This window comes from Janibacter sp. Soil728 (assembly GCF_001428305.1).
Taxonomy (GTDB): domain Bacteria; phylum Actinomycetota; class Actinomycetes; order Actinomycetales; family Dermatophilaceae; genus Janibacter.
Map to the genome: position 1 here is coordinate 396,208 of NZ_LMRZ01000003.1, position 23,767 is coordinate 419,974.

Annotated in this window: 25 protein-coding genes; 1 reads left to right on the plus strand and 24 read right to left on the minus strand. The window is 70.0% G+C overall.

Annotated elements, in window-relative coordinates:
- Positions 1-38: 38 nt before the first annotated feature.
- The 15 genes from ASG73_RS06070 to ASG73_RS06130 all read right to left on the minus strand — a co-directional run bounded on the left by ASG73_RS06070 (position 39) and on the right by ASG73_RS06130 (position 12,394).
- Positions 39-428, minus strand: a complete 390-nt coding sequence (locus ASG73_RS06070) for a hypothetical protein (protein ID WP_055992331.1) — start codon at positions 426-428, stop codon at positions 39-41.
- Between the two features lie 196 nt (positions 429-624).
- Positions 625-1,404 (minus strand): hypothetical protein, encoded by a 780-nt coding sequence (locus tag ASG73_RS06075; RefSeq protein WP_055992334.1) that lies wholly within the window; start codon positions 1,402-1,404, stop codon positions 625-627.
- A 2-nt stretch (positions 1,405-1,406) separates the two neighbouring features.
- Entirely contained in the window at positions 1,407-1,679 is a 273-nt protein-coding gene (locus tag ASG73_RS06080) for a hypothetical protein (RefSeq protein ID WP_156466161.1), read from the minus strand.
- Positions 1,676-1,840: a hypothetical protein gene (locus ASG73_RS17835; RefSeq protein WP_156466162.1), complete on the minus strand. Its 165-nt coding sequence runs from the start codon at positions 1,838-1,840 to the stop codon at positions 1,676-1,678. Before ASG73_RS17835 ends, ASG73_RS06080 begins: the two co-directional genes overlap by 4 nt.
- Complete coding sequence (locus ASG73_RS18615; protein WP_082567040.1) at positions 1,837-2,097, minus strand: WhiB family transcriptional regulator; 261 nt, start codon at positions 2,095-2,097, stop codon at positions 1,837-1,839. The genes ASG73_RS17835 and ASG73_RS18615 overlap by 4 nt, the downstream gene beginning before the upstream one ends.
- On the minus strand, positions 2,094-2,315 hold the full coding sequence (locus ASG73_RS06085; protein WP_055992340.1) for a hypothetical protein: 222 nt from the start codon (positions 2,313-2,315) through the stop codon (positions 2,094-2,096). The genes ASG73_RS18615 and ASG73_RS06085 overlap by 4 nt, the downstream gene beginning before the upstream one ends.
- Positions 2,312-4,042, minus strand: a complete 1,731-nt coding sequence (locus ASG73_RS06090) for a hypothetical protein (protein ID WP_055992343.1) — start codon at positions 4,040-4,042, stop codon at positions 2,312-2,314. The genes ASG73_RS06085 and ASG73_RS06090 overlap by 4 nt, the downstream gene beginning before the upstream one ends.
- Complete coding sequence (locus tag ASG73_RS06095) at positions 4,039-4,293, minus strand: hypothetical protein (protein ID WP_055992346.1); 255 nt, start codon at positions 4,291-4,293, stop codon at positions 4,039-4,041. Before ASG73_RS06095 ends, ASG73_RS06090 begins: the two co-directional genes overlap by 4 nt.
- Positions 4,286-4,474, minus strand: a complete 189-nt coding sequence (locus tag ASG73_RS06100; RefSeq protein WP_055992349.1) for a hypothetical protein — start codon at positions 4,472-4,474, stop codon at positions 4,286-4,288. The genes ASG73_RS06095 and ASG73_RS06100 overlap by 8 nt, the downstream gene beginning before the upstream one ends.
- Positions 4,475-4,589: 115 nt before the next feature.
- Positions 4,590-4,889: a hypothetical protein gene (locus tag ASG73_RS06105; RefSeq protein ID WP_235499372.1), complete on the minus strand. Its 300-nt coding sequence runs from the start codon at positions 4,887-4,889 to the stop codon at positions 4,590-4,592.
- Positions 4,890-5,545: 656 nt separating this feature from the next.
- Positions 5,546-6,496, minus strand: a complete 951-nt coding sequence (locus ASG73_RS06110; protein WP_055992355.1) for a tyrosine-type recombinase/integrase — start codon at positions 6,494-6,496, stop codon at positions 5,546-5,548.
- A gap of 110 nt (positions 6,497-6,606) precedes the next feature.
- Complete coding sequence (gene ffh, locus ASG73_RS06115; RefSeq protein WP_055992358.1) at positions 6,607-8,223, minus strand: signal recognition particle protein; 1,617 nt, start codon at positions 8,221-8,223, stop codon at positions 6,607-6,609.
- A 37-nt stretch (positions 8,224-8,260) separates the two neighbouring features.
- A complete protein-coding gene (locus tag ASG73_RS06120) occupies positions 8,261-10,606 on the minus strand; it encodes a [protein-PII] uridylyltransferase (RefSeq protein WP_055992362.1) in 2,346 nt (781 codons plus the stop codon).
- Between the two features lie 13 nt (positions 10,607-10,619).
- Positions 10,620-10,958, minus strand: a complete 339-nt coding sequence (locus tag ASG73_RS06125) for a P-II family nitrogen regulator (protein WP_055992365.1) — start codon at positions 10,956-10,958, stop codon at positions 10,620-10,622.
- Complete coding sequence (locus ASG73_RS06130; protein ID WP_055992368.1) at positions 10,955-12,394, minus strand: ammonium transporter; 1,440 nt, start codon at positions 12,392-12,394, stop codon at positions 10,955-10,957. The genes ASG73_RS06125 and ASG73_RS06130 overlap by 4 nt, the downstream gene beginning before the upstream one ends.
- Before the next feature lie 200 nt (positions 12,395-12,594).
- On the opposite strand from ASG73_RS06130, the gene ASG73_RS17840 reads away from it, so the two are divergent.
- Positions 12,595-13,335 (plus strand): DUF4333 domain-containing protein, encoded by a 741-nt coding sequence (locus tag ASG73_RS17840; RefSeq protein WP_055992371.1) that lies wholly within the window; start codon positions 12,595-12,597, stop codon positions 13,333-13,335.
- A gap of 74 nt (positions 13,336-13,409) precedes the next feature.
- On the opposite strand, the gene ftsY is transcribed toward ASG73_RS17840, so the two are convergent.
- The 9 genes from ftsY to ASG73_RS06180 form a co-directional block, all read right to left on the minus strand.
- Complete coding sequence (gene ftsY / locus ASG73_RS06140) at positions 13,410-14,825, minus strand: signal recognition particle-docking protein FtsY (protein ID WP_055992374.1); 1,416 nt, start codon at positions 14,823-14,825, stop codon at positions 13,410-13,412.
- A 45-nt stretch (positions 14,826-14,870) separates the two neighbouring features.
- The gene (locus ASG73_RS06145; protein ID WP_055992377.1) at positions 14,871-15,326 is read right to left on the minus strand and encodes a DUF309 domain-containing protein; all 456 of its coding nucleotides are present in this window, start codon (positions 15,324-15,326) and stop codon (positions 14,871-14,873) included.
- Between the two features lie 7 nt (positions 15,327-15,333).
- Positions 15,334-17,322: a M13 family metallopeptidase gene (locus tag ASG73_RS06150; RefSeq protein WP_055992380.1), complete on the minus strand. Its 1,989-nt coding sequence runs from the start codon at positions 17,320-17,322 to the stop codon at positions 15,334-15,336.
- Positions 17,319-17,600, minus strand: a complete 282-nt coding sequence (locus ASG73_RS06155) for a hypothetical protein (RefSeq protein WP_055992383.1) — start codon at positions 17,598-17,600, stop codon at positions 17,319-17,321. The genes ASG73_RS06150 and ASG73_RS06155 overlap by 4 nt, the downstream gene beginning before the upstream one ends.
- Positions 17,601-17,679: 79 nt before the next feature.
- Positions 17,680-21,273, minus strand: coding sequence for a chromosome segregation protein SMC (gene smc / locus ASG73_RS06160; protein ID WP_055992386.1), 3,594 nt, complete (start codon positions 21,271-21,273; stop codon positions 17,680-17,682).
- A gap of 310 nt (positions 21,274-21,583) precedes the next feature.
- Complete coding sequence (map, locus tag ASG73_RS06165; RefSeq protein WP_055992389.1) at positions 21,584-22,345, minus strand: type I methionyl aminopeptidase; 762 nt, start codon at positions 22,343-22,345, stop codon at positions 21,584-21,586.
- 22 nt (positions 22,346-22,367) lie between these two features.
- Positions 22,368-22,928, minus strand: coding sequence for a pyridoxamine 5'-phosphate oxidase family protein (locus ASG73_RS06170; RefSeq protein ID WP_235499373.1), 561 nt, complete (start codon positions 22,926-22,928; stop codon positions 22,368-22,370).
- A gap of 42 nt (positions 22,929-22,970) precedes the next feature.
- The gene (locus ASG73_RS06175; RefSeq protein WP_055992392.1) at positions 22,971-23,279 is read right to left on the minus strand and encodes a chorismate mutase; all 309 of its coding nucleotides are present in this window, start codon (positions 23,277-23,279) and stop codon (positions 22,971-22,973) included.
- A gap of 9 nt (positions 23,280-23,288) precedes the next feature.
- Positions 23,289-23,708: a DUF4262 domain-containing protein gene (locus ASG73_RS06180; RefSeq protein ID WP_055992395.1), complete on the minus strand. Its 420-nt coding sequence runs from the start codon at positions 23,706-23,708 to the stop codon at positions 23,289-23,291.
- Positions 23,709-23,767 lie beyond the last annotated feature (59 nt).

The following is a 23,767-nucleotide window of genomic DNA, read 5'->3' on the forward strand; positions in this document are numbered from 1 at the left end:
AGAGGTGTGCTCGCGCGTTGCCTCTCGCCCCGTCGAGGTCAGCCGGTGACGCGCGCCTTCAGGGCTGCGAGGTGCGCACGCTGCTCGTTGTCTGCAGAGTTGAGCGGGTCGAGCGCCTCGATCTTGCTGTCCAGGGCGGCGTTGATCGTCGCGGCCTGCGCGTTGATGGCAGCAGTCAGGGCTCGCTCGTATCGCTGCGCTGCGATGCGGTGACCTGTGAGCATCGAGGACTGGGCGAGCTTGGCCAGCGCTACGGCCTGCACCGTCGCGTCGTCGGCGCCTGATCCGTAGCTGTCTGCCACTGCGTCGCTGTCTGTGGGCTGTGGCTGTCGATCCTCGAACGTGGCTAGGGTGCCGGATGCCGTGGTCACGGGTGCGGGAATGGTGATGCCGGCTGCGATCAGCTCGGCGTGCAACTGCTTGGACATGTGCCCTCCTTGGGCGTTGGGTGAGTGCTGCAGGGGGTTGAACAGGGGGAGCCGGTGTGGCGCTGGGTGGTCTTGGCGGGAGAAAGGATTGCCATTCATGGCACCCACTCGCACCCATCGTTCGCGGACCTAGGGAGGCGACATCACGAGCCACCATCCGCGGGACGTTGACGCCACACCGGCAAGTCATGGGGGTCTAGCTGCTCATCAGTGATCCACGCTTGGCGCCGGTCGTCTCCGACCACGCCGAGTCAGCAGCCGCTGACGCCTTGGCCCGCTCGGCAGCGTGGACCTCGGTAGCCGCGGCCTGTGCCTGCGCTGGGGTGGGGAACCACAGCTGAGCACCGGCTCGCACGCCTCGCACGAACAGGTCGACAGGTCCGGTCGCGGGACGCATGGTCAGTGCTTGGCGCACGGGGCGCGGGTCGCTCCACGTTCCACAGTCCCAGCCACTGACTGCGTACTCAGCACCTGCGGTGACCATGCCTCGCAGGGCGTACATGGCTGCAAGGTCGGTGGCGTTGATGTCGAGCCGTGCGACGCCCTCGGCCTCCTCACCTCGGCCGTTGCGGATCAGCACGTTCAGGTCGTGGGTTTCCACGGCTGCGGCCTGCGTGACTGCGGCCATGAGCGGCTCAGCCACAGCGGCCAGGGCGGTCACGAGGTCGTCACCGTTGGCCCGGATGTCGGCAAGGACTGCGATGCCGGCGAGGATGCGGCCCTCGGTCCATGCCTCGAGGCGGTCGGTGATGGTGGCGAGGTCGAGGGCTACGCGGTCGACGGCCTTGGTGTCGGCCGTGGCGTATGCCTGCGCGAGGGCCTTCGCGTCGGCGCGCTGCGGTCGCATCTTCTCCACGACGTCGAGGTGTGCGAGAGCGGTGACGACACTGCTGGGCAGGTCCACGCCTACTGCCTGCAGGTCACCCGCGATCTTGCGTGCGCGGTCGGGTGCGGTCTTGCGCTGGAGGTTGCTCATGGTCAGTTCTCTTCTCTGCCGCTGAGCGGCGTGTAGGTGCTGGTGATGTGGTCGGCCTGGTTGGTGTGGCCCGCGATGTTCTCGAAGGTCTCGCCTTGGGTGGTGCCGATCCGTGTGCCGTCGCGGCGAGATCGCAGCGCTTCCACCACGGACTCGGGGGGCTGCGCGGTGCCGTTGCGCATGAGCTCTTGGATTGCTGCTCGTGCTGCGGTGTGGCGCTCCCGTCTGGTGCGGTCGTTGTCGCTGAGTTCGCCTAGGTCATGGCTGAGGCTCATTGGTCGGTCTCCTTCGTTTCCTTGTGGGTGTCTTCTGGGTGGGCCATCTCGTCGGCCAGGGCGTGCAGCGCCTCAGCGATGCGTGTCCAGTGCGCGTGACCGCCACGGGCAGCAGCGGCCTCGATGATCGCGGCGGCGGCTCGCAGGGTCGCGCCCGTCATGCCGCCCTCTTCCTGCGCTTCGGTGGGGTCATGCCCCTGTCGATGCCCCCGTAGACGCCTACCTCTTCGCTGTCGTCGCCAGCCGCCCGGCAGACCTGCGCGACGGGGCAGCCCTGGCACAGCACAGCGGCTCGGGCTCGGTCTGCGTCATCGTCGGATGTCCACCACGTGTGGTCCGCAGGCTCAGCGCACCTCACGCGCCGGCCATTGGCTGCGAGGTTGAGTAGTGCGCGGTCGAGGTCAGCACGAGCGGTCATGGCAGCAGCCCGTCAGGGTCGGTGAGCACGTACCCGTGCAGCGCGGTACAGCTGCTCGCGCGGTGCCCCAGGAAGTCACGGGCGATGCTCAGGTCACGACCGCCCCCGTGTGAGTGAGCGCGCCCGCAGTGGGGACAGACGATGTGCAGGATGACCTGTCCGTTGCCGTGCTCGGTGATGTGGGTCAGGGGTGCGTCTCGTTGGTTCGGGTGCGTCATGCGGTCCTCTCCTTGGTCAGCTCTTCGCAGGTCATGCAGCGGTCGGGGGCAAGCGCCCAACCGTGTCTGGGGCACTCGGGGTGACGAAGTGACGACGAAAACGCCTCTTCTCTGGTTGTGCCCCTACTGCCCTCTATTTCTTCCAAGTTGAAGACCGAGAGATTGGGGGGTTTTCTCGTCACCTCGTCACCTTTTGGAGGACTTCCGCCCGGCTCTAGGTCGACAGGCGGTGACGAAAGTGGTGACGAGAGGGTGACGGAATCCGCCGCGGCACTTCTCGTCACCGTTTCGTCACCCGTCTCGTCACCCTTTGGGGTCGGCGGTGAGATCTCCCAGACCTGGCCGCGCTTCGTCTTCTCGTCAGTCAGTTCGACAGACCATCCGACCTTGCGAAGGGAGGGTGCGCGACGCTTCAGCTCCGACGTGAGGGCACGAGCGCCAGACGGCCAGCCCTTGGGCGGACGGGTGTCCCCGAGAGTCGCCTCGAGCAACTCCAGCAGCTCTGCGGATGCACCGCGCCACGGTGAGGTCACGGCTCCTGTCAGGGCAGCCAACACGGGGGTGCTCGCCACCGCGTCGGACGCCAGCGCGCCGGCCTGGTCCCGGTAGCGACCTAGCCCGTCCGAGCCTTGGATGAGGTCGACGGCTGCGAGGACGTGAGCGAAGTCGGCCATGCGGGGCGCGCGCTCGAGCCTGATCGTCGGCAGCACCTCGAGCACCCGAGTCGTCAGGTCCAGCAGTCCACCGAGAATGTCGGGCAGCGCGTCCTGCCACCGCTGGGTCAGGTCATCGTCTCGGGCCCGGTCGGTCTCTTCGATCCGATGCAGGTCCACGGTCACGAGCCGGTCGGCCAGGTCATCGCGCACCGAGCCCACGTCGATGCCGTTGAGGATCACCACGCGCTTGAACTGGAAGACGAACAGGTCACCATCGGTGAACAGGGACCGCTTGACGTCACCGTCACCCGTGGCGGCACGGCACAGAGCGTCACTGAGCCAGTCAGGCAGCACCGAGAGGTTGTCCACGGCCACGACGTGAGACCCAAACGCGGCAGTCGTCCACGAGTCCAGATCGCGTGGTGGCTTGCGCAGCGGCACCGTGGACGCGTCGACGATCGAGGCAATGATCTTCGCCGCGGTGCTCTTGCCCGAACCCTGCTCGCCAGTCAGCAGCAAGATCGGGTGCGGGATGTCCGGCATGAGCGACGCCACCATGAACGCGGTCAGCACCGCCCGGTCGGCCGGCGCCACATTCAGCAGCGACCACAGACGCGACAGATCACCTTGGGCAACCGGACGGGCCAGCGGGGCGGTGAGAGCCGTCCGACGATGCAGCACGGGCGCCTCGTCGACGATCTCCCAACCGTTGGCACCGATGCGCACCAGCTGGCCCGTGTCGTCGCCCAGGTCAAGCCACAACTGATCGTCATAGTCGGCCACCCGCAACGCCAGCGCCCGCGCGGTCGCGCGCAGCGCCAGACCCTGCAGCGCCTGCATGGCGTCCTGCAATGCCTGCTGCGGTGGGGGCGATCCGTGCTCGTCGAGGTAGGCCGCTGCCAGCTCGGCCCGCAGCGATCCGCCCTTGCCGGTGAGCATCACCATGACGCGGGGACCGAACAGGGGCAGCGCGTAACAGTGGCCCGTCTCTGAGACACCGAACTCGTAGCGATCACGAGCGATCTCGGTCAGCAGCGCGGCCGCGGACTTCTTCTTGGGGGTCTCGCTCATGCTGCACCCCCTTCGCCGAACCGGGCGTCGATACGCGCACGACGGGCGGCGGCCTCGGCAGGGTCGACCTCGGGGACACGGATCATCGCGGTGACGACATCGGCGGCCGCACGATGAGCAGCGGATGCCTCAGCGTCAGCGCGGCGCCGGCCCTCTTCCACGCCGATCGTCCAGCCGGCGCACCACGCGTCGACGTAGTGGTGCCACTGCTCGGCAGGCATGAGCTCGTGCACGTCGAGGGGGTCATTCATGCTGACCCCCTTCGCCGTCGAGGTCGACGTGGCCCACGGGCTGCAGCTGCACCAAGGCGACCGACGCCGGCACACCACGCTTGGCGGCCAGGTCGAGCGCGCGCATGGCGGCCGCGATCGTGAACACGACCTTGCGACGCACACCGCCGTTACGCAGGCCGGTGACGACGAGCAGCGCCATGTCAGACCGCTGCAGGGAAGCATCGAGTGCGCCTAGACTGGACTCAGATCGCGTTGGCCCGTTGATCTTCTGGACGTCCCCTCGGACCCACACCGGGGGGCGTTCGCTTGTCTGCTCAGGCAATGAGACCACCGGCCAGGGACCGCAGCTCGGTCTCGGCGGCAACTGCAGCCTCGGTGGCCTCGCGGGCACGACGTCGGGACTGTGCCGACTTCAGCGCCAGCCGCTTGAAGTGAGCGCTGCGCAGGCTCTTGGCCCGCTGGGGGTCTCCCCCGGCCTGCTCGAGGAACTTCGCATCGAGGGCACGGCGGGCGGGTGCAGTGCGGGCAGAACGGTCCTCGGTGTTGGCCCAGGACATGTCGGCCGCCATCGAGGCGGCCAACCTTCGTTCTGCGTCAGAAACGTCAAAGCGCACGACGGCTCTCCTAAGGGAAAGCCTGCGTGCGCTACTTCACAGGTGTGTTTCGTCGTCTTACGACGCGCTGTGCCTTCAGGGTAGCACTGCGCTCAGACGCCGGTACATCGAGACACGCCCAGACAGTCCACTCTCAGGAACCCTGTAGATCGTGCTCGAGACACTCACGGGCCGGTCCGCCAGCAGTTCGCCACGTCTGTTGCGTCGTCCGACGCCCACCACTTGGCGCGCATCGAAAATCGTGCGACAGGTGCCGCAGCCCATTGGAGCCCACGGCCCCCCAGCTCGGTGGGCATCGACACCGGGCTCAGCCTGCAACTGCTCGGACGACATCGCCCGGGCAGGCACTCTCAGTCGCGGCAATACTGCAGCTAACGCCGACAGGTCGCCATCACGTCGGGCGTTGGCTCGGCGCGTGAACTCGAGAATGGTCGCCACCGTCTCGGCATCTTCGGCCCGTGCCGCCACCTCGAAATCCTCCAACGCGGTCGAAAACACGATGTCGGCAGCGCCCGCCGGCGAATGGTCATAGCCAGCCGTCCACACCAAGACCCCGGTCTCGACTCCAATTCTGCGGCCGCAGCGGCATCGGATCGGACTCCCCGGAGGTGCCGGCTCTGACGCGATCTCTTCGCCCATGAGCTCGTCCCACAGATTCACAGCTCCCCCAGGTTCAATCGCTTGGCTTCGTCGGCGGCACGAGCGGACGCCTGCGCCTTGGTGTATCGCATGAGCATTTGCGGTGATCGCCAGCCAGCCACCGACATGAGACCGCCCTCGGACCCGCCCTTGGCCAGCCAGCGATGGGCTGCGGTGTGGCGCATGCGGTGTGGGTGGAATCCCTGCACGCCTGCGGCCTCCGCGCGCTTGCCCAGCGCGTCGTACAGCCCGGCGTATTGCAGTGGGCCACCACGGGCAGCCAGCCAGAATGTCGAGGTGGTCGAGTCCTTGTGCCTCTGGCGGGCGCGCACGTACTTGCCCAGCCGTGCGGCAGCCTGTGGGGACAGCGGGACCGTGCGGCCCTGTCGTGTCTTCGTCCTCGTAATGCTCAGGCCGGGCGGGTTGTCCTTCCAATGCACGTCGGCAACATCGAGCCCCAGCAACTCCCCCGCACGCATGCCCGTCTCTGCCAGTACATGAATCATCGCCAGGTCGCGCACGTCGATGTAGGCGCGCTCGGCCCCGGCCCCCTTCGGCGTCTGGCAGGCGGCGATCATGGCGGCGATCTGCTCATCCGTCAGCGGCTCGACAAGCTTCTCGTCAACGGCAGGCTGCGGCATGTCCACAAAAGGGTTGCTGTCGATCTCGTCCTCGTCCAGCAGCCACTTGGTGAACTGTCGAACGGCGGTCAGCCGAGATCGCGCGGTATACCCCTGCAGCCCCTGCTCGTCTCGCAGGTAGGCCAGCCAGGCGGACAGCACGCGCCGGCGGATCGGCTCATCGTGACCGTGGGTGCGGCAGAACTCGAGGAACTGGTCGACGCCGCGCCGGTAGGTCACCAGCGTGTTGTCCGACTTGCCCATGCCCCGCAGGTGCACCAACCAGAACTCCACCAGCTCGAGGGCAGCCTCGAGCGTCAGACCGGGTTCTTCAGGTTGCTTCGCCACACCCCTAGCGTACCAATATCTTCACTATGAGCGCTATGCGTGCTAGCGTTCCTCACATCAGGGCTTCACAGCCCCGGAATGACGGGCAATATCGGCTAGTTCCCCTCAGGTCACTGACCGAGGAACTTCTCGAAGCCCTTGGGCAGCTGGCTCGGGTCGAGGTCGGCAGGCGGACCCGCCGGACCGCCCGCGCCTCCCCCACCGAAGGCCGCACCCGCCGGACCGGCCGGGCCGCGACCTGCTGCCCGCTCCGCTGCCTCGTGCTCCTGCTGAGCGCGCTTGGCCGGGTTGCCGGACTTGCCCTTCTTCTTCACCTGCTTGGTCTGCTTCTTGCGACCACCGCCCATGCCGGGCATCCCGGGCATCCCCGGCATGCCACCGCCACGGGCGAGCTGCTTCATCATCTTCTGCGCCTCGCCGAAGCGCTCGAGCAGCTGGTTGATCTCGGAGACGGTCACGCCGGCGCCCTTGGCGATGCGTGAGCGGCGCGAGCCGTTGATCTGCTTGGGGTGCGTGCGCTCGAAGGGGGTCATCGAGCGCACCATCGCCTCGACCCGGTCGAACTCGCGCTCGTCGAGGTTGTCCAGCTGTGCCGACATCTGGCCCATGCCGGGCATCATCTTGAGCATCGACTTCAGCGAGCCCATGCGCTTGAGCGCTGACATCTGCTGGAGGAAGTCGTCGAAGGTGAAGTCCTCCGCCGAGAGGAACTTGCGCTGCATCTCCTCGGCCTCGCCGGCCTCGAAGGCGCGCTCGGCCTGCTCGATGAGGGTGAGGACGTCACCCATGTCGAGGATGCGGCTGGCCATCCGGTCGGGGTGGAAGACCTCGATGTCCTTGGTCTGCTCACCCGTGGAGGCGAACATGATCGGTCGACCCGTGGTCCCGGCCACCGACAGGGCCGCACCACCGCGGGCGTCACCATCGAGCTTGGACAGGACGACACCGGTGAAGTCGACACCCTCGGCGAAGGCCCTGGCCGTCTCGACCGCGGCCTGACCGATCATCGCGTCGATGACGAAGAGGACCTCGTCCGGGTTGATCGCGGCACGGATGTCCGCGGCCTGCTGCATCAGCTCGGCGTCGACCGCCAGGCGACCGGCGGTGTCGACGATGACGACGTCGTGCAGCTGGGACTGTGCGTGCGCGATGCCTGCCCGACTGACGGAGACGGGGTCTCCGAAGGAGCGGGTGCCCTCTCCTGACTCGACGACGGCGTCGTGACCGCCGGTGTTGCCGCGCTCGGGGGCGAAGACGGGGACGCCAGCGCGCTGGCCGGTCACCTCGAGCTGCGTGACGGCATTGGGGCGCTGCAGGTCGGCGGCGACGAGGATGGGCGTGTGGCCCTGCTGCTTGAGCCAGGCGCCGAGCTTGCCGGCGAAGGTCGTCTTGCCGGAGCCCTGGAGGCCGGCGAGCATGATGACGGTCGGCGGACGCTTGGCGAACTGGATGGTCCGCGTGTTGCCGCCGAGGATCGTCACGAGCTCCTCGTTGACGATCTTGATGACCTGCTGGGCCGGGTTGAGGGCCCCGCTCACCTCGGCGCCGGTGGCGCGCTCGCGCACCGCGGAGGTGAACTCCTTGACGACGGGCAGGGCGACATCGGCGTCGATGAGGGCCATCCGGATGTCGCGGACGGTCTTGTTGACGTCGGACTCGGACAGGCGCCCCTTGCCGCGAAGGTTCTTGAAGGTCGCGGTCAGACGGTCGGACAGGCTGGTGAACACCCGGCCTAGGGTACTTGCCCGCGAGCACTGCCCGTGCTCAGGCGGTGTCGCAGGCGTCGATGACGGCCGAGACGGCCCGTCCCACGGCCGCTGGGGCCAGCTCGCGCCCCTGCGCATCCGTGACGTAGAAGGTGTCGAGGGTCTGCCCGGCGAAGGTCGAGATGTGGGCCGAGCGGATCCGCAGCCCCTCCCGCGTCAGGGCCCTCCCGAGGTCGTGCAGCAGGCCAGCCCTGTCGTGCGAGCGCACCTCGAGCACGGTGGCTCCGCTGCCGGCGCTCGGCAGGACGAAGGCGCTGGTGCCGGCGGTGGCGACCGACGACATCGGGTCGTTCCGGCGTGGCGACAGCGCCGTCAGAGCGGCTCGGTCGCCGGCCTCGAGCCGGGTCAGCCCCGCCGCCAGCCGGCTGGTCTCGGGCGCGTCACCGCCCGGGGACTCGACGAACCACTCGTCCACCGCGATGCCCTCGGTGGTGGCCAGCCGGGCCCGACGCACGGTCATGCCGTGGGCGGCGAGGAGTCCGGCGGTGTCGGCGAAGAGCCCCACCCGGTCGCGGCAGTGGACGGTCACCGTCCATCCCCCCGGTCCGGGCTCGACGCGTACGTGCACCCGTCCGGCCGTGACGTCCTCGAGGGCAGTGGGGTCCATGGTCGGTGCAGGGGCCAGCGGTGGAAGGTGTGGCGCACGGCCCGTGAGGCGCTCTCGCACCAGTCCGGTCAGGGAGTCGAGCAGGCTTGCCCGCCAGTCGGTCCACGCCACGGGCCCGGCCGCGCGTGCATCGGCGATCGTCAGCGCCCGCAACAGCTCGAAGGTCTGCGGGTCCTCCCCCACCAGCCGGCACACGGAGTCCACGGTCGCCGGGTCCGACAGGTCCCGGCGGGTGGCGGTCTCGATGAGCGTCAGGTGCTCGCGGACGAGCAGGACGACGGTGGCACGCTCCTCGTCGGGCAGGCCCCATCGCCGCAGCACGAGATCGGCGATGTCGCCCCCGGTGCGTGAGTGGTCCCGGGCTCCAGCGATCTTGCCGATGTCGTGCAGGAGGGCTGCGAGGTGGAGCAGGTCGGCTCGCGCGACATCGCGCCCGACGACCGTGGCCTGCGAGACCGTCTCGAGGAGGTGTCGCTCGACGGTGTGCCGATGGATCGGGTGGTGCTGCGGCCGGCCACGCACCGCCGCCCACTCGGGCAGCCACCGCTCGACCACGCCGACCTGGTCCAGGCCCTCCCAGACGCTCGGCAGACCTCGCCCCGCGGCGAGCAGGTCCGTGAGCAGGTCCCGGTGCTGCTGGCTCCAAGGACGCGATGGGTCGGGGCAGGCAGCGAGGTTGGTGAGCGTCTGCGGCGAGAGCGGCAGCCCGGCACGGGCCGCGACCACCGCAGCACGAAGGGGGAGGGTCGGGTCGGCGCTGGCGAGCCGGGTCGAGCCGAGGACCGCTTCCCCGTCGTGGACGAAGAGTCCGTGGCCGAGCGGTGTCATCGTCGGGCGCCGGGGGCCGACCCGCAGGGTGCGTGCCCGCTGGCTCTGGCCGGCGCGTCGCATGGTCGCCTCGAGCGCCCAGGCGATGGTGCGAGCCGACGTGGAGACGGTGGTGAGCAGCTCGTCGCGATCAGCGAGGCCGAGCAGCGCCGCCACAGCGTCGTGCTCCTCACGCAGCAGACGATCACGCCCGCGTCCGGTCACGACGTGCAGGGCGTCCCGCACGTCGAGGAGCCGCTCGAGCGCCGGGCCCACCGACCCGTGGGGGCGGTCGGTCAGCCACGCCCTGGTCAGGGCGTCGAGCACCGTCACATCACGCAGGCCGCCGAGCGCCTCCTTCAGGTCCGGCTCGACCTGCTGGCTGAGCTCTCCGTGCCGGTGGTGTCGCGCGCGGACGGACTCGACGAACTGCGGCAGCCGGGTCCGTGCGCCCGACCGCCAGTCGTGGGCGACGGTCGCCCGTACCCCGGCGACCAGCTCCTCATCGCCCGCGACGAGCGACAGGTCGAGCAGACCGACCGCAGCCGACAGGTCGTGACGGGCGATGTCCCGGCACTCGCGGCTGGAGCGCACGGAGTGGTCGAGGGAGAGCCCCGAGTCCCAGATCGGGTACCAGAGGCGGTCGGCCATCTCGGTGAGGGACTCCCCCTTCGTGCTGCGACCGTCGTGGACGAGCACCAGATCGAGGTCGCTGAGCGGGCCCGACGTCCCGCGCCCGAGGGAGCCGACGGCCGCGAGCGCGATGCCCTCGTGCTCACCGACGGCACCGGCGTAGAGCTCTCCCAGCCAGGCGCGGGTCGCGTCGGCGATGGCGGCCCGCCGGGCCGGGCCGGCGCCCGGGAGGGTGAACTCCCGGGTGCCGGCGAGGTCGAGGCGGGTGGCCCGCAGGTCGTCTCCGGTCGCTGTCATGAGGCTCCGAGGCTCAGATCGCCTCGACTCCCTTCTCCCCGGTGCGCACGCGCACGACGTCCTCGATCGGGCTGACCCAGACCTTGCCGTCGCCGATGCGCCCCGTGCGGGCAGCGGTCACCACGACAGCGACGACGCCCTCGCTGTCGAGGTCCTCGACGAGGACCTCGAGACGGATCTTCGGCACGAAGTCGACGGTGTACTCCGCTCCCCGGTACACCTCGCTGTGACCACGCTGGCGGCCGAACCCGCTGGCCTCGCTCACGGTCATGCCGGTGATCCCGTACGCCTCGAGCGATTCCTTGACGTCGTCGAGCTGGTGCGGCTTGATGATGGCGGTGACGAGCTTCATGAGGTGGCTCCTTCGGTGATCTCCTCGTGGTGACGTGCATCGTGCTGCAGACCGGCGCCGGACACGCCCACGCGTCCACCTCGGGCGACGAGGTCGTACCCGGACTCCGCGTGCTCGCTGCCGTCGATGCCGGCGACCTCGACATCATCGGCGACGCGCCAACCCATGGCCGCCCTGAGGGCCAGGGCGATGACGAGTGTGAGCACACCGGAGATGATGAGCGAGGCGAGGGCGACGACGACCTGGACGAGCGTCTGGTCGAAGCCTCCTCCGTAGAAGAGCCCGGTGCCGGTCGCGAGCAGTCCGGCGCCGACGGTGCCCCACAGACCGGAGACCAGGTGGACCCCGACCACGTCGAGCGAGTCGTCGTAGCCGAAGCGGAACTTCAACCCCACCGCCAGGGCTGACAGGGCACCGGCGACGAGCCCGAGGACGATCGAGCCGACCGGTGAGAGCGCGCCACAGGCCGGAGTGATCGCCACGAGCCCGGCGACGACACCAGAGGCTGCGCCGATCGACGTCGCGTGACCGTCACGGACCCTCTCCACGGCCAACCAGCCGAGGATGCCCGCGCAGGTGGCCACCGTCGTGTTGACCCAGACGAGGCTGGCGACCCCGTCCGCTGCGAGCTCCGAGCCGGCGTTGAAGCCGAACCACCCGAACCACAGCAGTCCGGCGCCGAGCATGACGAGCGGGACGTTGTGGGGGCGCATCGCGGTGCGCCCGAAGCCGATCCGCTTGCCGACGACCAGGGCGAGGACGAGCCCGGCCATGCCGGCGTTGATGTGCACGACCGTGCCACCGGCGAAGTCGATGGGGGCGACCGTGGCCGCACCGTCGGTGACGCCGAAGAGCTTCGCGGGGATCCCCCCTTCGGCACCGGAGAGCAGGCCGCCTCCCCAGACCATGTGGGCCATGGGGAAGTAGACGACCGTCACCCAGACGGCGGCGAAGACCATCCACGTGGAGAACTTCACGCGGTCGGCGACCGCTCCGGAGATCAGCGCGACCGTGATGATCGCGAAGGTCAGCTGGAAGCCGGCAAAGAGGATCTCAGGGATGTAGACACCGCTGCCGAAGACATCGATCACCGGTGTCCCGTCGGCGCCCACGGTCTTGGTCACCCCCTCGAGGGTGCTCGCCACCCCGCGCAGGCCGAAGGCGTCGAAGGGGTTGGCCATCACCCCCGCGACGTCCGAGCCGCCGAAGGACATCGAGTATCCCCACAGGACGTAGATGACGCCGACGACGCCCATGGAGCCGAAACTCATCATCATCATGTTGAGCACGGACTTGGCGCGCGTCATCCCTCCGTAGAAGAGGGCGAGGCCGGGTGTCATCAGCAGGACGAGGGCCGCGCAGATGATCATGAAGGCAGTCGCTGAGGGGTCGATCGTGGGTGGGCTCGCCGCGAGGGGCGCGATGGCTGGACTCATGTGCCACAGACTGCGAGAGCAGCATTTCATCTCGGGGCGCTCCAGGTTACGTGGGTGTTTCGCTCCCGGGCCGTGGGTTAAGCCTCTGTGACGCGCCCGGGCTGCGGCCGCCAGCCCAGGTGGCATACGGTGAGGCCGCAGACACAACTTCCGGGGGGAACGCCTGTGCGCCCACTCCCGACGTACCAGCAGGGAGAACCATGAGCATGCCGCCCCCCGGCCCCGGGCAGCCGGGACCGCGCCCCCAGGGACCGAGCAACAACCAGCCGCCCTACGGCCAGCCCTACGGTCAGCAGCCGCCGTATGGCCAGCAGCCGTCGTATGGCCAGCAGCCGCCCGGCGGCACGCCCTACGGCGCACCGTACGGCGCACCCGGCGGCGGCGTTCCCCCGCGCAAGGGCGGGGTCCCGGTCTGGGCCTGGGTCGTGGGCGGGATCGCGCTGGTCCTCGTGCTGTGCCTCTGCGGTGGGATCGGCCTCGTCGCCCTGTCGGACGACGACTCGTCGTCATCGTCCACGACGACGTCATCCACATCGACGTCGACGACCGAGTCCCCCACCGAGTCCTCGACCTCCGAGACGACGACTCCCCCGACCTCGAGCGACTCGTCGACGTTCACCGTGCCGCCGGCCACGCCGTCCACGTCGAGTGCGCCCCCGACCCCGGCCGGGTCGAAGGCCAACACCAACACCTCGCTGAAGCTCCCCGCCGACGAGGTCGAGACGCAGATCGCCAACGGGATGAAGGCCTACGGCCACACGAAGTCCGACATCAGCTGCCCCTCCGACCTCGTGCTCGTCGCTGGCCGTAAGGCCTTCTGCACCGCCCCGGTCCCCGGCAAGAGCGGCACGACCTCGACGGTCACCGTCGAGGTCGTCTGGGCCGTCATCGTCGGCTCCGACGCCCGCTACTACCTCAACTTCAACCAGCCGCTGAACTAGTCCCTCTCAGCAGTCACGCACAGGGCCCCGACCGCGTCTGCGGTCGGGGCCCTGTGCGTGAGGCGTGCGGCCGATCAGCCGACGATCGCGTCGACGAAGGCCTCCGGGACGAAGGGAGCCAGGTCGTCCGGGCCCTCACCGAGGCCCACGAGCTTGACCGGAACCCCGAGCTGGCGCTGCACGGCCACGACGATGCCGCCCTTGGCGGTGCCGTCGAGCTTGGTCAGCACGACACCGGTGACGTCGACGGCCTCGGCGAAGACCTTGGCCTGGGCCAGACCGTTCTGCCCCGTGGTCGCGTCGAGCACGAGGAGGACCTCGTCGATCGGGGTCTGCTTCTCGATGACCCGCTTGACCTTGGCCAGCTCGTCCATGAGCCCGACCTTGTTGTGCAGCCGACCCGCGGTGTCGATGATCACCACGTCGACCTCGGCGTCCGCTGCGGCCTTGACCGCGTCGAAGGCCACGGCTGCGGGGTCGGCGCCCTCGCGGTCGCTGCGCACGGTGGGTACGCCCACGCGGGCGCCCCAGGTCTCGAGCTGGTCGGCAGCCGCCGCGCGGAAGGTGTCCGCAGCACCGAGCAGGACGTCTCGGTCGTTGGCCACGAGGACGCGTGCCAGCTTGCCGACGGTCGTCGTCTTGCCGGTGCCGTTGACCCCGACGACGAGGATGCAGGCCGGACGATCGCCGACACGTGAGGCGGCCAGGCCACGGTCCATGGTCGGGTCGACGAGTGCGAGCAGGTCGGAGTAGAGCCAGTCCTTGGCGACCTCGGGGTCCGTGGTGCCGTCGACGGACACGTGGGCACGAAGGGAGTCGACGAGCTCGGTCGTCGGCTCCATGCCGAGGTCGGCGATGAGCAGGGTGTCCTCGACCTCCTCCCAGTCCTCCTCGGAGAGCGTGCCCTGGGAGAGCAGCGCGAGCAGGCCCTTGCCGATCGCTCCGTTGGAACGGGCCAGCCGCGAGCGCAACGCCCGCATCCGGTCGCGGGTGGGAGCAGGGGTGTCGAGCTGCTGCTCCGGCTCGGTCGTGGTCTCTGGTTCGGCCGCGACCTCGGGCTCAGCGGGGGTCGCGGGCTCGGCCGGGACCTCGGCGGGCGCCTCTGCGGGGGCTTCGGCCGGCGGTGCAACAGTCCGGGCCCGCTCGGCGCCCTCGTCCGAGGCAGGCGGGGTGAAGTCCTCGTCTGCCGGCGTCGTGGCCGGCGTCGTCACCGCCTCGGGGGTGGTCTCCTGCTGCTCGGCCGGCGGCTGCTCCCCCTTCGCCTCCTGCGGCGGGGCCTGCGACTGGGTGTGCTCGCTCGGCCGGTCCAGCACGATCGTGCCGCTGCGGTGGTCGGTCGCGCCCTTGGGGCGCTCCGGGGGGCGGTGCTCCTTCGGGAGTTCCTTGGTCTTGCCGCCTCCGCCGCGTAGCAGGCCCACTGCAAGTCCTCCGAGGAGAAGCAGGAGGCCGACGGCGACGGCGATGTACTCGGTCAGTGTGTCGATGCCCATCACGGGGCCATCCTCGCAGGATCACCTGACCGCGACGAACCACCCTCAGGAGCGAAGGGAGGGCACCGGAACCTCGCGCTCGGGGTGGGCCGCGAGGGCGCGCGCCCAGGCGAGCAGCCCCACGACGTCGATGCCGTGCGGGGCTAGGGCGACGTACGGGGCGATGGCGTCGCCGCCACGGGTCGTCACGCTTGTCGCGCCCGCAGTGTTGCCGCGACGTTGGTGGGTGAGCCCGACCGCGAGCTGGGCCAGCCCCTGCCACAGGGCCCGCTCGGGCTCCGGCGCTCCCTTCCACTGCTCCTCGAGGACCTCGTGGGCGTGGAAGGGCATCTCGCGATCGAGGTAGGCCTGGGCATCGGCGATGGCCTCGTCGGGTGTGCGGTCACGGGCCTCGACCCGCTCCACGCCAGGGCTTCCGTGCGGCAGGGGCCGGCCGAGCCCGTCGCGGGGCCGGGCGTTTTCGGCCCGCCCCCGCGCGTCGCGGTCCCGCTCAGGAGTCATCGCGGACTCAGAAGAGCGAGACCCGCTGCTGCGGGTCGAGCCACATCCCGTCGCCCTCACGCGTGTCGAAGGCGGCATGGAAGGCGTCGATGTTGCGCACGGCGTTGGCGCGCACGTCCTGAGGACTGTGCGGGTCGATCGCGAGCAACCGCACGGCCTCCTCCGGGCGGGCGTCGCCGCACCAGACGCGGGCCCAGTTGCTGAAGAAGCGCTGCTCTCCGGTCAAGCCGTCCTCGTCGACCGCCTGTGCCGCCTCGCCGGCGGCGATGAGATAGGCGGCATGACCGATGGCCAGGCCACCGATGTCGCCGATGTTTTCACCCACGGTCAGGGCGCCGTTGACGGTGTGGCCGGGCGCATTGCGCGTCGTCAACCCGTCGAACTGCGCGATGAGGGCGTCGCGCCGCGCCTCGAAGGCGCTGCGGTCCTCCTCGGTCCACCAGTCGCGCAGGTTGCCCTGGCCGTCGAAGGTCGAGCCGGCGTCGTCGAAGCCGTGGCCGATCTCGTGCCCGATGACGGCGCCGATGCCGCCGTAGTTGTCGGCGTCGTCACCCTCGGCATCGAAGAAGGGTGGTTGCAGGATCGCTGCGGGGAAGACGATCTCGTTGAGCCCGGGGTTGTAGTAGGCGTTGACCGTCTGCGGCGTGAGGAACCACTCGTCGCGGTCCACCGGCCCGCCGAGCTTGGCGAGGGCCCGGTCGACCTCGAAGGCAGCCACCCGGCGGACATTGCCGACGAGGTCGTCCTCGTGGATCTCGACGGAGGAGTAGTCGCGCCAGGTGCTCGGGTGCCCCACCTTGGGGGTGAAGGCCTCGAGCTTGGCGATGGCCTGCTGCTGGGTCGCCTCGCTCATCCACTCGGCGGCGGCGAAGGAACGACGGAAGGCCTCGACGAGGTGGTCCACCAGCTCGGCCATCCGCTCGCGCGCGGCCGGCGGGAAGTGCCGAGCGACGTAGAGCTCACCGACGGCCTCACCGAGAGAGGCATCGACGAGAGAGACGCCGCGCTTCCACCGGGCGCGCTGCTGCGGTATGCCGGAGAGGGTGCGCCCGACGAAGTCGAACTCCTCGTCGACGATCCGCGCGTCGAGGTAGGCCGCGTTGGACTGGACGATGCGCAGCCGCAGCCAGTCGCGCCAGGTCGCCAGCTCAGTGGAGTCCAGGGTGCGGGAGAGGCCGCGCAGGAAGTCTGGCTGGCGCACGACGACCTCGGCGAAGGGGGCCTCGCTGCCGAGTCCGGCCGCCCAGGCTCCCCAGTCGATCGCGGGAGCGAGGTCGGTCAGCCCTGCCGCATCGACGAGCGTGTAGGTCTTGACCGGGTCCCGGTTGCTCACCCGGTCCCAGTGGTCCTTGGCGAGCGTGGTCTCGAGGTCGACGACGCGATCGGCAGTCTGCGCAGCGGACTCCTCGTCGAGACCGAGCGCCAGCGAGAAGAGGCGGGTGACGTGCTCACGGTAGGCGGTCAGCGTCGCCGCGTGCTGCTCGTCGCGGTAGTAGGACTCGTCCGGCAGGCCGAGACCGCCCTGCTCGAGATAGAGGACATAGCGCGACGAATCGCGGTCATCGGTGTTGACGAAGGGCATGACGAACCCACTGACGCCCTCGCGCGCCAGCCGGCCGGTCAGGGCGACCAGGTCGGGGACGCTCGTGGCCTCGTCGACGCCTGCGAGGAGATCAGCGATCGGTGCGGTCCCGAGCTGGTCCGCGCGGGCCTCGTCGAGGAAGGACCGGTAGAGGGCGCCGACCTTGCCGGCGACGTGGTCGGCCGCGATCTCGCCCGTCTCGACCTGCTGGGCGACGTCTTCGATGAGGGCACGCACGTCCTCCTCGGCCCGCTCACGCAGGACGTCGAAGGCCCCGTAGCGCCCCCGGTCGGCCGGGATCTCCACGGCCTCGAGCCAGTGGTTGTTGACGTGCCCGAAGAGGTCGTCCTGCGGCCGGACCCGCGGATCGACGGGGCCCTTGAAGGCGGGTGTGCGGTCGGTCACGGAACTCATGAGGCCTGTCGCTTGGTGGGCGTGACCGGCTTGTCCGTGGCGGCGCCCTTGGTGAGCGTGGCGCCCTTGTCGACCGACCGCTTGGACGTGGCGCTGGAGATCAGGTCGGACGTGCGGCTCGCTGCGCCGTCGGCCCCCTCACGCACCTTGACCACGACGCGCTCGCCGCGCGCGGTGAGGACCTCGCGGCCCTCGCGCCTGGCAGGGATGGCGACCAGACTCATGACGGCGACTGACAGGGCGAGGCACAGCAGCAGTCCTACGATCATGGCGGTCATGGCCCCATGGTCCTCTCTCAGGTCAGGCTGCTCAACTCGACCCGCCGTCCGGACCTCGACGGACTGAGGCGGTGGGAGGTCAGGCCGGCTGTGCCTGGCCCTCGGGGGCGACGTCACGCAGTCGCTGGCTGACGACGGTGGTGATGCCGTCACCGCGCATCGATACGCCGTAGAGCGCGTCGGCGACCTCCATCGTCTTCTTCTGGTGGGTGATGACGATCAGCTGACTGGAGTCGCGCAGCTCTTCGAAGAGCATGATGAGTCGGCCGAGGTTGGTGTCGTCGAGCGCTGCCTCCACCTCGTCCATGATGTAGAAGGGCGAGGGCCGCGCCTTGAAGATCGACACGAGCAGAGCCACCGCGACGAGCGAGCGCTCGCCTCCCGAGAGCAGCGAGAGGCGCTTGACCTTCTTGCCCGGCGGGCGCGCCTCGACCTCGATCCCGGTCGTCAGCATGTTGCTGGGGTCGGTGAGGATGAGCCGCCCCTCACCCCCTGGGAAGAGTCGGGAGAAGACCCCTTCGAACTGCTCGGCGGTGTCGGCGAAGGCCTCGGAGAAGACCTGCTCGACCCGCTCGTCGATCTCGGCGACGATCGACAGCAGGTCCTTCTTGGACTGGCGCAGGTCCTCCAGCTGGGTGGTGAGGAAGGTGTGCCGCTCCTCGAGCGCCGCGAACTCCTCCAGCGCCAGCGGGTTGACCCGGCCCAATGCCTTCAGCCCGCGCTCGGCGGTGCGCAGCCGCTTCTCCTGGACCTCACGCACATAGGGCTGCGGCTGCGGGAAGTCCTCGGCCTGCGGGTCCTCGTCGGGACCGGCGACGTGAGGGACGAGCTGGTGCGGGCCGTACTCCTCCATGAGGGCGTCCGGGTCGACCCCCAGCTCCTCGATCGCCTTGCTCTGCAGCTGCTCGATCCGCGCGATCTGCTGGGCCCGGGCGACCTCGTCGCGGTGCACCTCGTCGGTCAGCTCACGCAGGGAGTCCTGCTGCCCGGTCAGCTCGGTGCGCAGGCCACGCAGGGCCTCGTCGCGCTCCACACGGGCGGCCTCCCCCGTGTCGCGCTGCTGGGCAGCCACGACGGACGCAGCGGTGATGCGCTCTGCCGACCAGCGGGCAGCGGTCTCGACGGCGGCAGCCACCTCGGCCTCGCGGCGGCGACGCTCCCGGCGGGCCCGCAGTCGCTCCCGCGCGGCGATCTCGTTGCGGGCTGCGCCCTCGAGCGACTCCGCCCGACCGTGCAGCGACCGGGCTCGCTCTTCCTTGGTCCGAAGGGCGAGACGCACCTCGGTCTCCGCGGTGCGGGCAGATCTCGCCTCCAGCTCGAGACGCTCACGGTCGTCGGCCGACTCGTCGCTCTCGTCCTCCGTCGGCGCCGCGGACGCATCCTGAAGTCGTTGCTCGAGCTCGGCGAACTCGGCCCTGTCGGTCTCCAGCGCGGTGGAGACGTCGGCAATCTTGGCCCGGGTGCGCTCGGCCTCGGCTCGCGCCGTGCGGGTCGTGGTGCCCAGACCGCCCAGCTGCTCGGCGACGGCTGCCATCCGGGCATCGGACTCGTGCAGCGCCTCCATGGCGCCGTCCAGGATCTCGCGTCGCTCCGCGAGTACGTTGCGGGCCGTCGTGAGGGCGAAGGTCGACTCCTCGCTGCGCCGCGTGGCGTCCTGCAGCGTCGAGCGGGTCTCGTCGACGGCGGCCTGCAGCTCGAGCAGGCTGGGAGCGGCGCTCGACCCGCCGCGCACGAAGCCGGGTCCGTAGACGTCACCGTCGCGGGTGACCGCGGTCAGGTGGCCGACCTGGGCCAGGAGGGCCAGGGCTGCGGGTGTGTCCGCGACGATGGCGACGCGCTCGAGGACCTGGTCGACCGCGGGGCGCACCCCGTCGGGCGCCTCGACCACGTCGAGAGCCCACACCGCACCGTCCGGCAGGCCGGGCCAGGTCGACCGGTCGGAGGGTCGGGCAGTGGCCCCGACGACGAGGGTCGCCCGGCCGGAGTCGTCCGCGCGCAGCCGCTCGACCGCGCGGGCCGCAGCGTCGATGCTGCCCACGGCGAGCGCATTGCCCGCCTGGTCCAGAGCCGCGGCGACGGCGGCCTCGTGGCCACCGCTCACCGTGACGAGCTCGGCGACGGAGCCGAGGATCTCGTGCTCGCCGTCGGCTGCCTCGCGCAGCGCCTCGACCCCGTCCTTGCGGCGCAGGCTCAGCTCCAGGGCCTCGAGGCGGGCCTGTGCCGACTGACGGTCACGGTCAGCGGTGCGACCGGCCTCGACGATCCGCTCGACCTCTTCGGCGGCAGCGTCGTGCGCGTCGGTCGCGCGCTCGTAGACCTCGTCGAGGCCCTCTTCGCTCCCTTCCTCGTCGGCGATCGTGCCCTCGAGGCGGTGGAACTCGCGCTCGGCCTCGCTGGCCCGGGCGAGCGCCGTGGCGACGCTCTCCTCGAGCCGACCGACCTCGGCCTCGCGGGCCTCGATGCGCGAACGGCGGGCGCCGACCTGGCCAGCCAGCCGAGCCAGTCCTTCACGACGGTCGGCGGCACGCTGCGCCAGGGCAGCGATGCGCTGCTGCTCGGCGGTGAAGGCCTTCTCCAGTCCTTCGCGAGCGGCAACGGCCTCGGCAAGCTCCTCGGTGATCCGGGCGATCTCGGCGCGCAGCGCCTCCTCGTCCGCCCGGGCCTGGGCTGCCTGCGCCCGCAGCGCCTCGGGATCGCGGCCACTCGTCGTCTCGACCTCTTCGTCCTGCCCGAGCAGACGCACCCGCTCCGCGGCCAGGGACGCGGTCGCTGCCAGCCGGTCGGCCAGCGAGGCCAGACGCACGGCCCGCTGCTGGGCGGCCGCCAGGTCGGCGGCTGCAGCGGCGCCCGCCTCCTCGTGCTCGGTGATACGGGTACGGGCGGCAAGGACCGCCTGCTCCAAGGCCTTGCGCCGCTCGAGCATGGCCTGCTCGTCGGCGACCTCCTGCTCGAGGGCGGACGTCATCCGCACCAGGTCGTCGGCGAGCAGCCGGTAGCGCGCGTCACGGGCATCGGCCTGGATGACGACGGCCTTGCGGGCGGTCTCCGCCTGACGACCGAGCGGGCCGAGCTGGCGACGGATCTCGGTGGTCAGGTCGGCGACCCGGGAGAGGTTGGCCTCCATCCCGTCGAGCTTGCGGATCGCCTTCTCCTTGCGCTTGCGGTGCTTGAGGACACCCGCGGCCTCCTCGATGAACCCGCGCCGCTCCTCCGGGGTCGCGCGCAGGACCGCGTCGAGCTGACCCTGGCCGACGATGACGTGCATCTCGCGACCGATACCGGAGTCGGAGAGCAGCTCCTGGATGTCGAGCAGCCGGCAGGAGGTGCCGTTGATCGCGTACTCCGAACCGCCGTTGCGGAACATCGTGCGACTGATCGTCACCTCGGAGTAGTCGATCGGCAACGCCCCGTCGGTGTTGTCGATCGTCATCGTCACCTCGGCGCGTCCCAGCGCCGCCCGGCCGGTCGTCCCGGCGAAGATGACGTCCTCCATCTTGCCGCCGCGCAGGGTCTTGGCCCCCTGCTCCCCCATCACCCAGGCGAGCGCGTCCACGACATTGGACTTGCCCGAGCCGTTGGGGCCGACAATGCACGTGATCCCGGGCTCGAGCCGCATGTGGGTCGACGAGGCGAACGACTTGAAGCCCTTGAGGGTGAGGCTCTTGACGTACACGAGCGGGACGCTCCTCGGGCTGACGGCGGGCGATCCGGGCCACTCTACGGTGCCTGGCTCGCTCGGGGCCCGATGTTGCGCTGGCCGGGTGGGCTGCCGCCCGGCGACCTACCCGCAGGTGGCCGGCGCGGATCGGCGACGGAGCGGAGCTCGGGTGGGTCGGCGCGAATCAAGCCGAAGTCGAGAACGAGATCGGCACCACGGGACGACGAAGGACTTCGGCCCAGCGCCGACCCACCCGGGCTCCGCGACACCCAGCCCGACCCAGCGGGTCGTTCGGGACCCAGCCGGCCCTTCGGGACCAGGAGCGTCAGGCGGTCAGGACGATCGGGTCGCCGTCGGTGATGGCGATGGTGTGCTCGCTGTGGGCACCGCGGGAGCCGTCGGCGCTGCGCAGGGTCCAGCCGTCGGGGTCGGTGAAGATCTCGTCGGTGGTGGCGAGGAACCACGGCTCGATGGCGATCGTCAGGCCGGGCCGCAGCGGGATGCCGCGCCCGGGACGACCGTCGTTGGAGATGTGCGGATCGCCGTGCATCTCCCGGCCGACACCGTGGCCACCGAAGTCGGTGTTGATCGAGTAGCCCTCTGCGCGAGCGATGCCGGCGATGGCGGCGCCGATGTCACCGATCTTCTTGCCGGGACGCGCGATCTCGATCGCGGCAGCGAGCGCCCGTTCGGTGGTGTCGATGAGGCGCAGGTCCTCGGGGTCGGGGGTGCCGACGACGAAGGAGCGTGCGGCGTCGCAGACCCAGCCGCCGACGGACACGGCGAAGTCGACCGACAGCAGGTCGCCGTCGCGCAGGCGGTAGTCGTGCGGGAGTCCGTGCAGGACCGCGTCGTTGACCGAGGTGCACAGCACCTTGCCGAAGGGGCTCGCCCCGAAGGAGGGGTGGTAGTCGATGTAGCAGGAGCTCCCGCCGGCCGCACGGATCATGTCGTGGGCCAGTGCGTCGAGCTCGAGGAGGTTGGTGCCGACCTTCGCGGTCTCGGTGAGCCGCTGGAGGACGTCGCTCACCAGGCGTCCTGCGGGCCGCATGGCCTCGATCTCTTGGGGGGTCTTCAGCTCGATCATGGGATCACGCTATGCGATCTACTCACGTCCCCGGCAGGCCCGTCGGCAATCCGTCGATGCTCGAGGCATTGCGCTCACGGTGGTAGGCGCGCAACCCCTCCTCACCCTTCTTCTCCGCCCACCGTGGCATCAAGTCACGCTGACCCTCGAGCTCATAGAGCGGCACGCCGTATCCGCAAGACGTCTGCACGAGGTCGATGTCGACGTCGAAGATGGTCCGCGCTCCAAGCATCGGAGGGAAGAGATCCAGCAGCCGGTTCCAGTCCGGGTCGCCTTCGTGCACTGCACGAGCAGCGCCGTACAGCCGGAGAATGAGTGGCTCGCGCACGAAGGAGCAGAACATGAGCGTCATTCTCGGGTTGCTGAGCACATGAGCTGCCGACTCGTTGCCGCTGCCGGTCCCGTTCAGCCACACGACCCGGTTCGGTGACAGAACCCGCAAAGAATCGAGACCCTTGGGTGAGACATTGACCCGTCCGTCCGCTGCCGCTGTGGCCACGAAGAACATCGCTTGCTCCTCGAGAACACCGCGGAGGCGATCCGAGATCTCGGAGTACTGAGTTGCCATGGCCGCATTGTCCACGATCGACGGCTCGCGGCCTCGTCCGTACACTCCGAGCGAAACTCAGGAATCTGCGGAGCCGACCTGGCGCCCCGCGATCTGCTCGTGGTGGTGGATGACCTCGGCGATGACGAAGTTCAGGAACTTCTCCGCGAAGACCGGGTCGAGGCCCGCGTCGCGGGCCAGGTCGCGTAGCCGGGCGATCTGGCGCTCCTCGCGGGCGGGGTCGGCCGGCGGCAGGTCGATGCCGGCCTTGAGCACGCCCACGCTCTGCGTGGCCTTGAAGCGCTCGGCCAGCAGGTGGATCAGGGCCGCGTCGATGTTGTCGATGGACTGGCGCAGCCGCAGCAGCTCGGGATGTGTCTCGCTCACCCGTCAAGGCTAGGTCACGCCCGGAACTCCCCCGGTCGGGGCTGGTCGGCGGGGTCGAGCAGGCTCCCGTCCTCCCAGGCGAAGCGCCCGTCCTCGTCCGTCGAGCTCGACGAGCTCGCCCGGCACCAGGTCGCGTCCCGCGTGCACCCACCCGGACACGGCGTTGAGGACGCCGCAGGCCAGGTCGGGCGACAACCCGAAGACCAGGAGCTCCGGGTGCCCCACGCCGTGCAGCCCGGTGGTGTAGGCGAAGGGGGTCCTCTCCGTCGCCAGGTCGTCGTCACACGCATCGGCGGGCACCGCAGCACACGTGGCGCACTCGCAGTCCCCACCCACGTAGGTGTTCCACACCCCGAACTCGCGGATGGCCATCGCCATCCGTTGACGAGTCTGGTCCCTGAATGCGGTGAGCGCCGCCTCGGTGTCCATGTCTCCCCCTTCGACCGTCGACCACGGCGGTCGACCTGCTGACGACGCTATCGACGAGG